The organism is Clostridium sp. 1001271st1 H5 (assembly GCF_005845215.1).
Lineage (GTDB): Bacteria > Bacillota > Clostridia > Lachnospirales > Lachnospiraceae > Enterocloster.
Genome location: NZ_SPHO01000013.1, coordinates 113,862 through 127,576, shown reverse-complemented (window position 1 = coordinate 127,576; position 13,715 = coordinate 113,862). Strand labels below are relative to the sequence as shown.

Genomic DNA, 13,715 nt, shown 5'->3' with positions numbered 1-13,715 from the left:
CTATAGGTTCAAGAGCAAATTTGGTTTTATTATAAATTGCTATATTCATATTAGTCAAACTTATAAATCAATTCATTACAGCCCGCTTTCAATCTTCTGCCTTTTAATCCCGTGTTTCTCGGCAAAGCCTGTGAGAATCATGGTCAGGGCGCCGTCGCCGGTCACATTGCATGCGGTTCCAAAGCTGTCCTGAAGGGCAAAAATGGTAAGCATCAGGGCAGTACCCGTCTCGTCAAATCCCAGCACGCCTGTAATCAGCCCCAGGGAGGCCATAACCGTGCCTCCCGGAACACCGGGCGCTCCGATGGCAAACACGCCTAACAGGGCGCAGAACAGCAGCATGGTGCCCAGGGACGGAATGGTTCCGTAAAGAATCTTGGATATGGTCATGACAAAGAATACCTCTGTCAGAACAGAACCGCACAGATGGATATTGGCAAACAGCGGAATGCCGAAGTCCACCATGTCATCCCTGAGGGGCGGCTGCGACTTCTTGGCGCAGCGCAGGGCAACCGCCAGTGTGGCCGCAGACGACATGGTTCCTACTGCGGTAATATAGGCAGGACCGTAATTCTTTATGACATCCAGCGGATTCTTGCCCGAGTAGGCGCCGCCGATGGCGTACAGCAGGGCCAGCCAGATGTAATGTCCAATCATGACAATGATAACTACCTGGATGAACACCGGAAGCTGTTTTGTAATAGTTCCCTCATAGGAGAGGGCGCAGAATGTAAATGCGATAAATACAGGAAGGATGGGAATAACCACCCTGGTAACAATGGAGAGCACAATCTGCTGAAATTCTTCCAGCACCTCTGTAATCACTGCGGCCTTGGTCCAGGTGGCAGCCAGGCCCAGAAGCAGCGAGAACACCAGGGCGCTCATCACGGGCATGATTTGAGGTATATCCAGCTGGAACACAATTTGGGGCAAATCCTTTAATCCCTCCACCTCAGTGGCAATGGACAGGTGAGGAATCATAAGGAAACCTGCCGTCATGGCAAAAAGGGCTGCTCCGATGGATGAAACATAGGCGATGGTAATGGCAACTCCCAGCATTTTGGATGCATTGTTCCCCAGCCTTGTTATGGAAGGGGCAATGAATCCGATGATGATGAGCGGTACACAGAAAACAATGACCTGATTCAGGATGTATTTGATTGTCACAACAACATGCATGAGGCCGTTCCCGGCCAGCTGGCCCACAATGATGCCCAGGATGACTCCCAGAAGCAACCGGAACGGTAAACTGCCTGTTATTTTTTTCATACTTATTCTCCAATCATGATTTTTATGATTTCCTCATTGGTCTCCTTCATCCCTTCTTTTCCAAGGCGACCAACGTTCTTAAGTGTGGCCTCGACACCCTTGGTGACAATGCCGTCTCCCCCGTAAAACTGCTGACCGCGTATATACATGTTGTATCCCAGGATTCCCGCATCCACTGCCGAGGCAATCTTGGCTGCACAGGAAGCCTTTGCCCCGTCACAGACAATGCCGGACACAATGGCAAGGGCGTTCACAACCGTATGTACGACTTCTTCAAAACCGCCGCCGCACAGGTAAGCAATGCCTGCGCCAGCGCCTGCGCCTGCACTGACAGCACCGCAGTAAGCGGACAGCCTGCCAATGGGCGTCTTCTGATGGATGGCTGTCAGGTTGGACAGGGCCAGCGCCCTGTACTTCTTATCCTCATCCACCTTCAATTCCTCTGCGTATACCAGCACGGGAACAGAGGCAGTGATACCCTGGTTGCCGCTTCCCGAATTGATGATGACCGGCAGTTCACAGCCATTCATCCTGGCATCCGAACCTGCTGCCGCCATGGCCTTTGCCCTGGTGCGGACGTCATTTCCGGACATCTCCAGAAGAACGGAACCAATATTGGCGCCGTAATTCCCCTTCAGTCCCTCCTGTGCAATGGCCCAGTTGTACTTAATCTGACGGTCCAGTACTTCCCGGATATCCCCGATATCCACCGTATTGATGAAATCCCAGATATCCTCCATGTTCAGCAGGCTTCTGTCAGTCAGACCTTCCTCCTCCTCGCCTGCCACCTCAACCTGCTTAAGAATCTCCCCATTCTTTTCAACCAGCACAATATTGGTGTGGTAATTGGCGATACGGACCTTTGCGTAGGAATCCCCCTTATACAGAGTCACGATAATATCAAATGTGATGCCGTTATCCACATGCTCCACCCTGATTTCCGTATTGTCCAGGAATTCCTTCATCTGTCTGGTCTCATCTGGCGTAACTTCCGCAATCACCTCCAGTTCTTTGTCCGAATCTCCTGCCACGATTCCCGCTGCCGCTGCTGCCGGAATGCCCTTCAGATGATTCGTGTTAGGCACAATGACTGACTTCACATTCTTGATGATGCTTCCGCTGGCTCCTACCACAACACGGTCCGGCAGTTCCCCCAGCACTTTCCTGGCTGTGGCTGCCGCATAGGCAAGGGCAATGGGCTCTGTACATCCCATGGCAGGAAGCAGCTCCTCCTTCAGAATTTGAACATAAGCTCCGTACTTAACATTTGTTTTCTCCATGATGATTGTGATTCCTTTCTCATTTTAATTGATTATCCGGAAAATTACTATACATTTTGTATTGATTTCTGATTAACATTAATGTACCATAAAACCATATGGTTGTAAAATTTAATGTTTTTATAATATCGTTTAAAAATTTTTATACAAAATGAGCAAAGGAAATCTATTATATGGAACTACGGGAGATTGCCGCCTTCCTTCAGGTGGCGCAGTTAAAGAGCTTTTCCAAGGCGGCAAAACAGCTGGGATATTCCCAGGCAGCCGTCACCATTCAAATTAAGCAGCTGGAGCAGGAGCTGAACGTCCATCTCTTTGACCGCATCGGCAAGCAGACCACCCTGACCCACCAGGGAGCCCTGTTCTACGAACACGCTGTCTCTGTCATGAAGGAGCTGGAACACGCAAAAGATGCAGTCACCCATGTAACCGAGCTTACCGGCAGCCTGTGCCTGGGAACCATCGAATCCATTTGCGCCACCATATTCCCGGAGCTTCTCAGGGAATACCACCGGCTCTATCCCAGAGTCAACATCCGGCTAATCACGGATTCCCCCGAAACACTGTTAGAGATGATGAACAGCAATGCCATTGATATAGTGTATTTCCTGGATAAGCGTATGTATGACAGCAAATGGATAAAAGTCCTGGAAGAACCGGAGGATATTGTGTTCGTCACTTCTTCCCGGCATCCCCTTGTGGGCCGGGACAGCCTGGACCTGGACCAGGTCATTGAACAGCCCTTCATCCTCACCGAACGAAACGCCAGCTACCGGTTCATCCTGGACCAGTACCTGGCTGCCCAGGAAAAGCAAATACAGCCCTTCCTGGAAATCGGCAATACGGAATTCATCATCAGCCTGCTGAGAAAGAACCTGGGCGTTTCCTTTCTGCCGGAATTCACCATTCACAGGGACATCATCAAAGGGGAGCTGGCTGTGCTGGATGTCAGGGATTTCTATATGAGAACCTGGCGCCAGATTGTTTATCATAAGGACAAGTGGGTTACCAGGGAGATGGATGCCTTTATACGGCTGGCCAGGGGAATGGGGTCAGCCGCCGTATAATATTACAGTATTGTATCCTCAAAAAATGGACGGGATTAACTGTATACAAAAAGAATATAGTTAATCCCATCCGCTTCGTCAAAAACTTACCTGCCGCTTGTAAGCATAAGGCAACATCCGTTCTTCTATTCCTCTATCATCAGAGCGCCGTAATATCCATCATGGTTTTCATTAAAATAATAACGCTTACCATCTATTATATTCCATCCTGTTACAATAGCTCCGTAATATCCATCATGTACGGTTCTGAGATAATACCACCGTCCATCCTGATTCCGAAGCCATCCGGTCATCATGAATCCGTCTTCAGGATTCAAATAATACCACTTATCCTGAACCATAGCCCATCCTTTTACCTCATTTCCGTCAGCCTTCACTAATTTCCACCGGCCATCTTCATAAGCATTCCAATGAGCACCAGGATATGTGTCTGTAACAACCGCTATACCAATGTCCCTCTCGTCTGAATCAGATGACACATTTGTCACGCCAGCCGGCTTTACATCGTTTGAGGAATGTTCAGATACAATTTCACCGACCGTCTTTCCTTCCAATTCAGTAATCCTCTGGTCTTCCAACCTCACAGTTGTGCCATTGCTGTCCACACTAAAAATATCGGCAGTAGCCTGGCTGCTTTCTATATTATATCTGCCTGATTTTTCCAGCGAAAGGGTCACGTAATCGCCTGACTGATTGTTATTTTCATATGCAACTGCCTTATATTTATTTTCATTTGTCTGCAATCCAATGCTAACTTCCCCATCCTGTACATTCTCTAATGATAAAGACCCATTCTGCAAATCCACATCTGCTTTTATCTCAGTCTGATGACTGGCAGAAATATACAATTCATTGCTGGCAATCATGATATCTGCATTGTGTGCATTATAGTTGAACTCATCTTCACTACAATAAAAATATCCTTTCAGCCTTCCATCCTGTTCATCTAAATCAGTGCACATGATTGAAAAATCCGTATCTTCGGAGTTCTGTATAAGCTCTCCATCTTTTATTTCCAGCAGTATGCCATCGCTTGAATCCTTAATGGTCATGTTTTCAGCATCAATATCCGCGGTCCACGCCCACCCGGAAGATTTTTTCTTATGCAGCTTGTCTGTAAAGAATGAACTGCCTAATTTGGATGGGTCATATATCTTCATATCACCGCGCCCTGATTTTCCCTTTAATTCACCATTATAATAATACTCCCAATCACCGTTAGAATCATTGATTCTTATATATGACCTGCCTTTATGATAAAAGGAATTCAATCCCATATCCCCATTATTTGCAGGGGCATTGGAGTCATACACATATATCCCTGTCCACCCGTCCCCTGCAGTCCAAGGAACTCTGTCCGTTTCCACTACCACCGCATGTGCGCCAGTTTTATATGACAACGTAATTACAAATGCTTTGAATTTAGGTTCAAAGCCCTCCGGGCCTGTACACATATAGGCTTTAAACTGTTTTAGGTTATTATCATTTTTATAGACTTCAATGTCCGCGAGTTCCTGTGTATCCTGAGATACCTGAACCCTTTCAATCATCCTTATGGCATTGTAATTTTTAGCAATCGTATAAATGCCTTGTGAATAATCCAAATTATAGTATCCCCTCTGGTACAAATGATTATTTCCCCTCTTGGGCAATATATGGGTTAATGGACTTCCTTGATTTGTATAGTACCTGGAAGCCAATACGGATAAACCGAAACATGAGCCATGCCAAACCGGTCCCGCAGACCATGGCAAAATGCTGCTGATATTCCATCCGTAAACATCCTCCATGACTGATTTTGGAATGTGATAATCATCACTATAACCAAAACATCTCCGGGAGTTCGCAATTGGCCATCCATCTTCAGTACTTTCAAACGGACGCGGCATATACATCCTGAGGCTGTAGTCAGCCGTATTCCCCGCCTCATCTTCTGCCGTAATCATCATATAATAGGCAGCATCATATGTAAAATCATGGTCTATTACATTCACACGATGTTGGTATTCCTTTTCCTTTGCATATCCATTGTGGTTGGTCGGCCCGCCGGATACCAGTTTCTCCTTTCCCTCCTTTTCATTCCATGCCGCAAATGTAAGTTTTGATACCATTCTGTCATCCGCCACCGTGCAATAGACCGTAAATCCGTCCGTGGTTACCTCGGCAACTCTTACATTCTTTATCACTGGTTTTTCCGTGTCCGAAATTCCTGCGGTATTAAAGCTGAAAACATCCGATTTAAATTCCAAATCATTAATCTGGACATAAAACTGATAGAAGTACTTGGTTCCGGCCGAAAGAGGTCCACACCATTCCCCAGTTCCAACTTCATAAAAAATTTTCTTAACAGTCCCTTCTGCGGGTTCGGAAATTTTCTGCATCTGATTTTCAGACTTGCCAAGATATACCCCTACGCTCTGTATCCTGCTTCCTGTTGTCGTCTGAATATCTGAAGACAAACGCCCGCTGGTATCCTGTAAATCAGATGCATTTACATTAAAAAAGGAGACATCCACGCCTGTTCTGATAAGCAATCTATCGACTACGGCATTATCGTCATATTGGACACTGCCATTAACATATGTATACCTTCTCCAATCATGAAGATTCATCAAATAATTAGTGATGGTATCAGATACCTCCAGCACTTTGAAGCCCTTTTCTTCTAAAACAGAGGTGTTTCCCGTATACCCCACCAGAACAGAAAAATGCTCTACCGTCGTATTTCTGTGTATGATACATGGGCCATTTTCTTTCAATGCGGTATATAATGTCTCCAATGTAGGGTTATCCTTGATTTCACCATATCCCATGCCCGACCAGTCTTTTATTGATATGGCATTGTCATTCCAAGATTTAACACGATAATACATATTATCTGCATCTGATGCCTGCCGATTGTATTTTTCAACGGTCGCAATTGACGCAATTGCACAGCCGCTGGATTCCGGGTATGTAACCCTGTATGGCTTTATTTCCTCAGAATAATCCACTGAAGGATAATTTACCGCTGTCAGATGGATTCCATATACAGAAAAATGCTTTGCCTCAAACTGGATTTCGTCCCCCAACTGTTTAGAGTTTATTATCTCTACACCGTTCTGCTCATCTATATGAAATACTTCTGCTTTTTTTCCGGAATAATCCAATATCCGACTTCCTCTAAAAGAAACCTTCACTGTACCATCTTCTATTTCTATCTCCTGATGGTCCACCCAGATGCTGATATCAAATGCAATGATTTGGTTCGCTCCTGCATCCCCCGTTATCTGCTCCATTCCTCCCAATGCATTTTCATCATCATATGCAACTTCTGATATTCTCACCTTTGCATCATCAGGAAGCACGCCTTCCTCTGCCCATAAGTATATTGTAATATCACCTATGGTTTCTTCATACTCAAATTTCCCGCTTCCCACATATGTATAAATTGTCAACTTTTTTGAATGAGCCGCAGATATGGTCAGTTTTTCCGGAATATCAGTAATTTCGCAGTCAATTAAGACGGGAATATCTATTATCTGGTCAAAATTGTCAATGTCGCCCTCTTCTATTGACTGGATACATATGGTTATATTGCCATCTTCATTGAACTCTCCCATATATCCCAGCGCGCTGGACATAGGTCCATCAGCAAATGTTGTTCCAACCATTTCCTGGTAAGAACTTGTCAACCCTAATATCTCTTCCGGTAACTGATACTCTAAGATAATATCGTTTCCACTATCCAGAGCCTTTCTCATCGAAGATTTTAGCTTATATTCAAATCTGAAAACTGCACGTTCACCATGCGTGAGAGGGTTATCTTCCGTTACGTCACTATAGTCCTCCTCATGGAGCAGGGCCGCAGTTTTAATGATTCTTTCTAAATCATAATTTTTATTTCTGACCTCTGCTTCTGATTTAGTTGCCACTGTAATATCTTTATTCTCATAACCTGCATGAACTGCATCTGATGGTGTCCCAACTGGAACATACGCTGGAGCTTCTTCTTTCTGTTTTTCCTCCGGCAGTTCTTCTTTTCGCTTTTCCTCTGGCAGTTCTTCCTTTCGTTTTTCCTCTGACAGTTCTTCTTCTCGCTGTTTTTCCTCAAGCTGTTTTTCCTCAGGCTGTTTTTGTCTCTGTTGGTCTTCTTTCTGATTCGTTTCCTCTGAGGCTCCCTCATCCTGCTGTATTCCCTCTGCCAAAGCGTTATTTTCTATCGGCAAACTTTTTGTATCTGTTCCATCTACTGTCTCTGCAAAAATAATCCCTGTCGCATATAACATATCACTGTTAGCAACAGATATTACCATGATTATCGCCAGAAAAACCGCCAATACCATTTTTAACTTTATCTTTCTTTTCCCCATCTCTCAACCTCCCCATTGATTTCGTTTACCACGGTCTGATAGTATGAAACCTTCACAAACAAATTCGCCTTACAATCCCTCATTTTACTATTTACAATTTTAATTAGATTAATAACATTTACAACCACAATTGCATAATTTACATATTTCTTGCATAACTTACATTTTTAAAATTTCTTAATACTTTTTTACTATCTCTTCCCATGTTGAACAACAACACCGGTTACACAAAACAAGGCATCTGCACCAGCAATGTTTCAATTGCAGCGCAGATGCCCTGTTTTAGTCAGTTTGATTCATAATTAAAATGAACCTATTATCTAAAATTATTGTCCGTTAATATAATTCACCAGTCCGCCGGCCGTAATGATTTTCTGCATAAAAGCAGGGAAGGACTGGCCTTGATAAGTCTCTCCTTTGGTCTTATTGGTTATGATTCCGCTGTCAAAATCAACTTCCACCTCATCCCCTGCCTCAATGGCCCTGGCCGCCTCCCGGCACTCAATAATGGGAAGGCCGATGTTAATGGAATTCCTGTAGAAAATACGGGCAAATGTCTCCGCAATAACGCAGCTCACTCCCGCGCACTTAATGGCCAGCGGCGCGTGTTCCCTGGAGGAACCGCAGCCGAAATTCTTGTTGGCCACAATGATGTCCCCCTTCCGGACCTTGTTCACAAATTCCTTATCAATATCCTCCATACAATGCTTTGCCAGCTCATCCCCCTGGGTGGCGTTTAAATATCTGGCCGGAATGATGACGTCCGTATCCACATTGTCACCGTATTTAAAAACGTGTCCGCATGCTTTCATGTTCAGTCTCCTTTTCCTTTCACAATGATATTGCTTTTATACCGTTAATCCAGCTGGCACGGGCAGATGATTTTCCCTGCCACAGCACTTGCGGCAGCCACTGCCGGGCTGGCCAGATATACTTCTGAATCCACGTGTCCCATACGGCCCACAAAGTTACGGTTGGTTGTGGAGATACACCTCTCGCCGGCAGCAAGGATGCCCATGTAGCCGCCCAGACACGGACCGCAGGTAGGTGTGCTCACCACGGCTCCCGCCTCAATGAAAATCTCCAGCAGTCCTTCCCTCATTGCCTGAAGGTAGATGGACTGGGTGGCCGGAATCACGATGCAGCGCACGCCCTTGGCAATCTTCCTGCCCTTTAACACCTCTGCGGCGATTCTCATATCCTCAATACGTCCGTTGGTGCAGGAACCAATGACCGCCTGGTCCACCGTCACATCCCCTACCTGGTCAATGGTCCTGGTATTGGAGGGAAGATGGGGGAAGGATACGGTAGGCTTTAGCTCTGACAAATCAATGACATATGTCTCATCGTACTCCGCGTCCTCATCCGCCTCATATACGGTAAATTCACGTTTGGAATGTTCCTTCATATACTCAATGGCCAGCTCATCCACCGGGAAGATTCCGTTCTTTCCCCCGGCCTCAATCGCCATGTTGCAGATGGTAAAACGGTCATCCATGGAAAGGTTCCTGATTCCCTCTCCCACAAACTCCATGGACCTGTACAGGGCGCCGTCCACCCCGATCATGCCGATAATATGCAGGATAACATCCTTGCCGCTGACCCACCTTGACGGCTTGCCCACCAGTTCAAATCTGATGGCGGAGGGCACTTTGAACCAGGCCTTGCCCGTTACCATGCCGGCAGCCATATCCGTGCTTCCCACACCCGTTGAAAATGCTCCCAGGGCTCCGTATGTACATGTGTGGGAGTCTGCGCCAATGACAGCGTCACCAGCCACCACCAGTCCTTTTTCCGGCAGAAGGGCATGCTCGATTCCCATCTCTCCCACATCAAAATAATTGGTTATCTCATGGCGGCAGGCAAACTCCCTGCAGCACTTGCAGTTCTCAGCTGACTTTATATCCTTGTTGGGTATAAAATGGTCCATAACCAGGGCAATCTTGTCCTTGTCAAACACGGTTTTCCTGTCCATCTTCTTCATCTCGTTGATGGCAACAGGAGAAGTGATGTCATTTCCCAGCACTAAATCCAAATCCGCCTCTATTAGCTGTCCTGCCTTCACTTCCTCAAGTCCTGCGTGGGCAGCCAGGATTTTCTGGCTCATGGTCATTCCCATAACTTATTTCCTCCTTCAATATCCTTCTCTTTAATTAATTCCTCGAAATTATATCATCCGTGCTTTACATTTTAGCATATGTATTGTTATAATAAAAATACATAATATGAATGGGATATATGAAAAAATGTTATATAGCAGGAGGGGATTCCATGGAACAGAACCTGTCCCAATACAAGATATTTTATGAAGTGGCAAAAGCAGGCAACATATCCAAGGCAGCAAAGGAGCTCTACATCAGCCAGCCGGCCATCAGCAAAGCCATCAGCAAGCTGGAGGACAGTCTTGGCCTGTCCCTGTTTACCCGCAGTTCCCGCGGAGTACAGCTCACCTCTGAGGGTGAAATTTTATTTGAACATACCAGGGAGGCATTTGACGCCCTGGACCGGGGCGAGCAGGAACTGAAGCGGATTCAGGAATTTGACATCGGACACCTCAGGATTGGCGTCAGCAACACACTGTGCAAATACATCCTGCTTCCCTATTTGAAAACCTTCATTGACCAGTACCCCCATATGAAGGTCACCATAGAGAGCCAGGCCACAGCCCAGACCCTGACCCGCCTGGAGCAGCAGAAGATTGACCTGGGACTGGTTGCCGAACCCTCGGTCCGCCGTGACCTGGCCTTTATCCCGGTTATGGATATCCAGGACACCTTTGTCACCACCCCCAGTTATCTGGAGAACCTGTATCTGAGAGAGGGCCAGGATACCAGTCTGTTTGAGACAGGCAACATCATGCTTTTGGATACCAGCAACATGACCCGGCACCACGTGGACGAATACATGGCTGAGAACAACATCTTCCCCCATCAGATTCTGGAAGTGACCACCATGGACCTGTTGATTGAATTTGCCAAGATTGGCCTGGGCATTGCCTGCGTTATCAAGGAGCTGGTGCAGAAGGAGCTGGACAGCGGCCTGCTGGTAGAGATTCCCCTGGATATTCCCATCCACCGCAGGACCATCGGCTTTGCCTACCATCCCGCCAACCAGGCCATGGCCCTAAAAACATTCCTGGAGTTCCTGTACTGATTTCCGGAACACACGCCAAAACAGGCGGATACCCCTTTTCCTTCCGGGGCATCCGCCTGTTTTCCATTGTATCCGCTGCCGCAGATACAATCTATGTAGCACTATACTGCATCTTCATACTAGTTATTAATCAGTTTGTCCGTATCATTCCAGCTGTACAGCTTTCTCAGCTCTGCTCCCACCTTCTCAAGGGGCTGCTCTGCCTCATTCTTCCTCATGGCATTGAAATGGGGGCAGCCGACCTGATTCTCAAGAAGCCACTCTTTTGCAAAGGAGCCGTCCTGGATATCGGACAGAATCTTCTTCATGGCCTTCTTGGTCTCGTCGGTTACAATCTTTGGTCCGGTGATGTAATCGCCGTACTCAGCTGTGTTGGAGATAGAATAACGCATGCCTGCAAAACCGCTCTCATAAATAAGGTCCACAATCAGCTTCATCTCATGCACACACTCAAAATATGCATTCTCAGGAGCATAGCCGGCTTCCACCAGTGTCTCAAATCCCGCCTTCATCAGAGCGCACACACCGCCGCAGAGCACTGCCTGCTCGCCAAACAGGTCTGTTTCGGTCTCTACCCTGAAGGTAGTCTCCAGGATACCGGCTCTTGCGCCGCCGATTCCCTGTCCATAAGCCAATGCCATATCCATGGCCTTGCCTGTGGCGTCCTGGTAAACAGCTACCAGACATGGGGTTCCTCTGCCTCTCTGATACTCGCTTCTAACGGTATGGCCCGGTGCCTTGGGCGCAATCATGGTAACGTCCACATCCTTAGGCGGAACAATCTGTCCGAAGTGGATGGCGAAACCATGGGCAAACATCAGCATCATTCCCGGACGCAGATTGGGCGCAATGGACTCCTTATACATGGCTGCCTGCTTCTCATCGTTAATCAGAATCATGATGACATCTGCCTTTTTGGATGCCTCAGCTGCTGTATATACCTCAAATCCCTGCTCTTCCGCCTTCTTCCAGGAACGGCTGCCCTCATACAGGCCTACAATTACATTGCACCCTGACTCCTTTAAGTTTAAAGCATGTGCATGTCCCTGGCTGCCGTAACCAATCACAGCAATGGTCTTGCCCTCCAGTAATGACATATTACAATCTTCCTGATAAAAAATCTTTGGCATTGCTCTCTTCCTCCTTCAATTCCTTTGAACTTGAATCTTAAATAATATATGTTTAAGGCAACAAAACCGACGACTCTCTGTCCGCCTTTGGCCGCCCCCTTAAGCCTCTTTTTATGGCAGCATCCTGATATCCTCTGCGCCTCTCTCCAGTCCTGTAAGGCCTGTGCGGGCCAGCTCCAGGATTTCATAATCCTCCAGCAGGTTAATCAGCGCATCCAGCTTGGACTGGTCCCCTGTCAGCATAACGGTCAAGGAATCTTTTCCCACATCCACAATGGTGGCGCGGAAGATACTGGATATGGCGCTGACAGACTGGCGGTCGCTGGCATTGGCCCGTACCTTTACCATCATCAGTTCCCTGTATACGGAACGGTCCGGCTTCAGCTCCTTGATATCCCTTACATCCTCCAGCTTATTGAGCTGGTTCTTAATCTGCTCCAGGACGGTCTGGTCTCCAAGGGAAACCACAGTCATTCTGGAGTACCGCGGGTCAGCGGTGACACCTACAGTCAGACTCTCAATATTGTATCCGCGGCGGCTGAACAGCCCGGCCACACGGGCCAGCACACCTGCCGTATTGTCCACAAGCAGCGATAACACGATTCTGTCGTCCATCTAATCCCACCCTCTCATCTGATGGCAAGTGCAAAAGCAGCTGCCTTCTTAATAGTAATTTCAATCATAGCAACCATTGTTCTATTTGTCAATTGCATAATAGGAATGGTTATTATGAGTTCAGGTTATAGTGATAGAAGTAAATCCCTTAATTCCCCTACTGTCCCTGCAATCCAGGCAGGTTTGCAGGCATCCATCTCCTGGCGGTCTCCATAACCGTAGAGTACACCCACACATTCCATGCCGCACTCCCTGGCTCCCAGGACATCGTGTTCCCTGTCCCCCACCATTACGCAGCGGCCAATTGTTTCATTATCTGAATCCAGGCCGCACTGTTCCAGCACATAGCGGATTACATCCGCCTTGCGCACCCGCGTTTCCCCCATATCGGCCCCGCCGATGAAATCAAAGTACTCCGCCATGTCGAAGTACTCCAGTATCCTCTTGGCAAACTCCTCGGGCTTGGAGGTTGCCACCAGCAGCACCCTTCCGGCCTCCTTCAGTGCTTCCAGCATTTCCTTTATGCCCGGATACTCCTTATTTTCAGCCCAGCCCCGGTCACTGAAATACTCCCTGTATACCTGAACGCCCTCCCATGCCTGCTCATCGGAAAAGCCATAATACTTCTGATAGCTGTCCTTCAGGGGCGGCCCTATGAAAGGCGTCAGGCTGTCCAGGTCATCTTCCTGTATCCCAAAATGCTTCAGTGCATACTGCACTGACTTGGTGATTCCTTCCTTTGGATCTGTCAGTGTCCCATCCAAGTCAAATAAAATGTAATCCTTACGGTTCATAGTCACTTCTCCTTTTATATGTCGCTGCCGGTCATATACGGTTTCCCGCCGGACA

Annotated in this window: 10 protein-coding genes; 2 read left to right on the top strand and 8 right to left on the bottom strand. The window is 47.1% G+C overall.

What is annotated here, in order from left to right; all coding sequences use genetic code 11:
- Positions 1-75: 75 nt before the first annotated feature.
- Both FGS84_RS19610 and FGS84_RS19605 read right to left on the bottom strand, forming a co-directional pair.
- Positions 76-1,269, bottom strand: a complete 1,194-nt coding sequence (locus tag FGS84_RS19610) for a dicarboxylate/amino acid:cation symporter (RefSeq protein WP_138310081.1) — start codon at positions 1,267-1,269, stop codon at positions 76-78.
- A 2-nt stretch (positions 1,270-1,271) separates the two neighbouring features.
- Entirely contained in the window at positions 1,272-2,549 is a 1,278-nt protein-coding gene (locus FGS84_RS19605) for an L-serine ammonia-lyase, iron-sulfur-dependent, subunit alpha (protein ID WP_138310080.1), read from the bottom strand.
- Between the two features lie 173 nt (positions 2,550-2,722).
- Here FGS84_RS19605 and FGS84_RS19600 point away from each other — a divergent pair, with 173 nt between their 5' ends.
- Positions 2,723-3,616 (top strand): LysR family transcriptional regulator, encoded by an 894-nt coding sequence (locus FGS84_RS19600; protein ID WP_138310079.1) that lies wholly within the window; start codon positions 2,723-2,725, stop codon positions 3,614-3,616.
- A 125-nt stretch (positions 3,617-3,741) separates the two neighbouring features.
- On the opposite strand, the gene FGS84_RS19595 is transcribed toward FGS84_RS19600, so the two are convergent.
- The 3 genes from FGS84_RS19595 to leuC all read right to left on the bottom strand — a co-directional run bounded on the left by FGS84_RS19595 (position 3,742) and on the right by leuC (position 10,087).
- A complete protein-coding gene (locus FGS84_RS19595; RefSeq protein WP_138310078.1) occupies positions 3,742-7,968 on the bottom strand; it encodes an MAP7 domain-containing protein in 4,227 nt (1,408 codons plus the stop codon).
- A 326-nt stretch (positions 7,969-8,294) separates the two neighbouring features.
- A complete protein-coding gene (gene leuD / locus FGS84_RS19590) occupies positions 8,295-8,780 on the bottom strand; it encodes a 3-isopropylmalate dehydratase small subunit (RefSeq protein WP_138310077.1) in 486 nt (161 codons plus the stop codon).
- A gap of 44 nt (positions 8,781-8,824) precedes the next feature.
- On the bottom strand, positions 8,825-10,087 hold the full coding sequence (gene leuC, locus FGS84_RS19585) for a 3-isopropylmalate dehydratase large subunit (protein ID WP_138310076.1): 1,263 nt from the start codon (positions 10,085-10,087) through the stop codon (positions 8,825-8,827).
- Between the two features lie 152 nt (positions 10,088-10,239).
- On the opposite strand from leuC, the gene FGS84_RS19580 reads away from it, so the two are divergent.
- Positions 10,240-11,121, top strand: a complete 882-nt coding sequence (locus FGS84_RS19580) for a LysR family transcriptional regulator (protein ID WP_138310075.1) — start codon at positions 10,240-10,242, stop codon at positions 11,119-11,121.
- Positions 11,122-11,240: 119 nt separating this feature from the next.
- On the opposite strand, the gene ilvC is transcribed toward FGS84_RS19580, so the two are convergent.
- The 3 genes from ilvC to FGS84_RS19565 form a co-directional block, all read right to left on the bottom strand.
- Positions 11,241-12,251, bottom strand: coding sequence for a ketol-acid reductoisomerase (gene ilvC / locus FGS84_RS19575; RefSeq protein ID WP_138310074.1), 1,011 nt, complete (start codon positions 12,249-12,251; stop codon positions 11,241-11,243).
- A 111-nt stretch (positions 12,252-12,362) separates the two neighbouring features.
- The gene (gene ilvN / locus FGS84_RS19570) at positions 12,363-12,866 is read right to left on the bottom strand and encodes an acetolactate synthase small subunit (protein ID WP_138310073.1); all 504 of its coding nucleotides are present in this window, start codon (positions 12,864-12,866) and stop codon (positions 12,363-12,365) included.
- Between the two features lie 125 nt (positions 12,867-12,991).
- Entirely contained in the window at positions 12,992-13,660 is a 669-nt protein-coding gene (locus FGS84_RS19565; RefSeq protein ID WP_138310072.1) for an HAD family hydrolase, read from the bottom strand.
- Positions 13,661-13,715 lie beyond the last annotated feature (55 nt).

Excerpts from the sequence above, each read along its gene's own strand:
- leuD (WP_138310077.1), bottom strand. The coding sequence starts at position 8,780 with ATGAAAGCATGCGGACACGTTTTTAAATACGGTGACAATGTGGATACG.
- FGS84_RS19600 (WP_138310079.1), top strand. The coding sequence starts at position 2,723 with ATGGAACTACGGGAGATTGCCGCCTTCCTTCAGGTGGCGCAGTTAAAG.
- FGS84_RS19565 (WP_138310072.1), bottom strand. The coding sequence starts at position 13,660 with ATGAACCGTAAGGATTACATTTTATTTGACTTGGATGGGACACTGACA.
- ilvC (WP_138310074.1), bottom strand. The coding sequence starts at position 12,251 with ATGCCAAAGATTTTTTATCAGGAAGATTGTAATATGTCATTACTGGAG.
- FGS84_RS19610 (WP_138310081.1), bottom strand. The coding sequence starts at position 1,269 with ATGAAAAAAATAACAGGCAGTTTACCGTTCCGGTTGCTTCTGGGAGTC.
- leuC (WP_138310076.1), bottom strand. The coding sequence starts at position 10,087 with ATGGGAATGACCATGAGCCAGAAAATCCTGGCTGCCCACGCAGGACTT.
- ilvN (WP_138310073.1), bottom strand. The coding sequence starts at position 12,866 with ATGGACGACAGAATCGTGTTATCGCTGCTTGTGGACAATACGGCAGGT.
- FGS84_RS19605 (WP_138310080.1), bottom strand. The coding sequence starts at position 2,549 with ATGGAGAAAACAAATGTTAAGTACGGAGCTTATGTTCAAATTCTGAAG.
- FGS84_RS19580 (WP_138310075.1), top strand. The coding sequence starts at position 10,240 with ATGGAACAGAACCTGTCCCAATACAAGATATTTTATGAAGTGGCAAAA.
- FGS84_RS19595 (WP_138310078.1), bottom strand. The coding sequence starts at position 7,968 with ATGGGGAAAAGAAAGATAAAGTTAAAAATGGTATTGGCGGTTTTTCTG.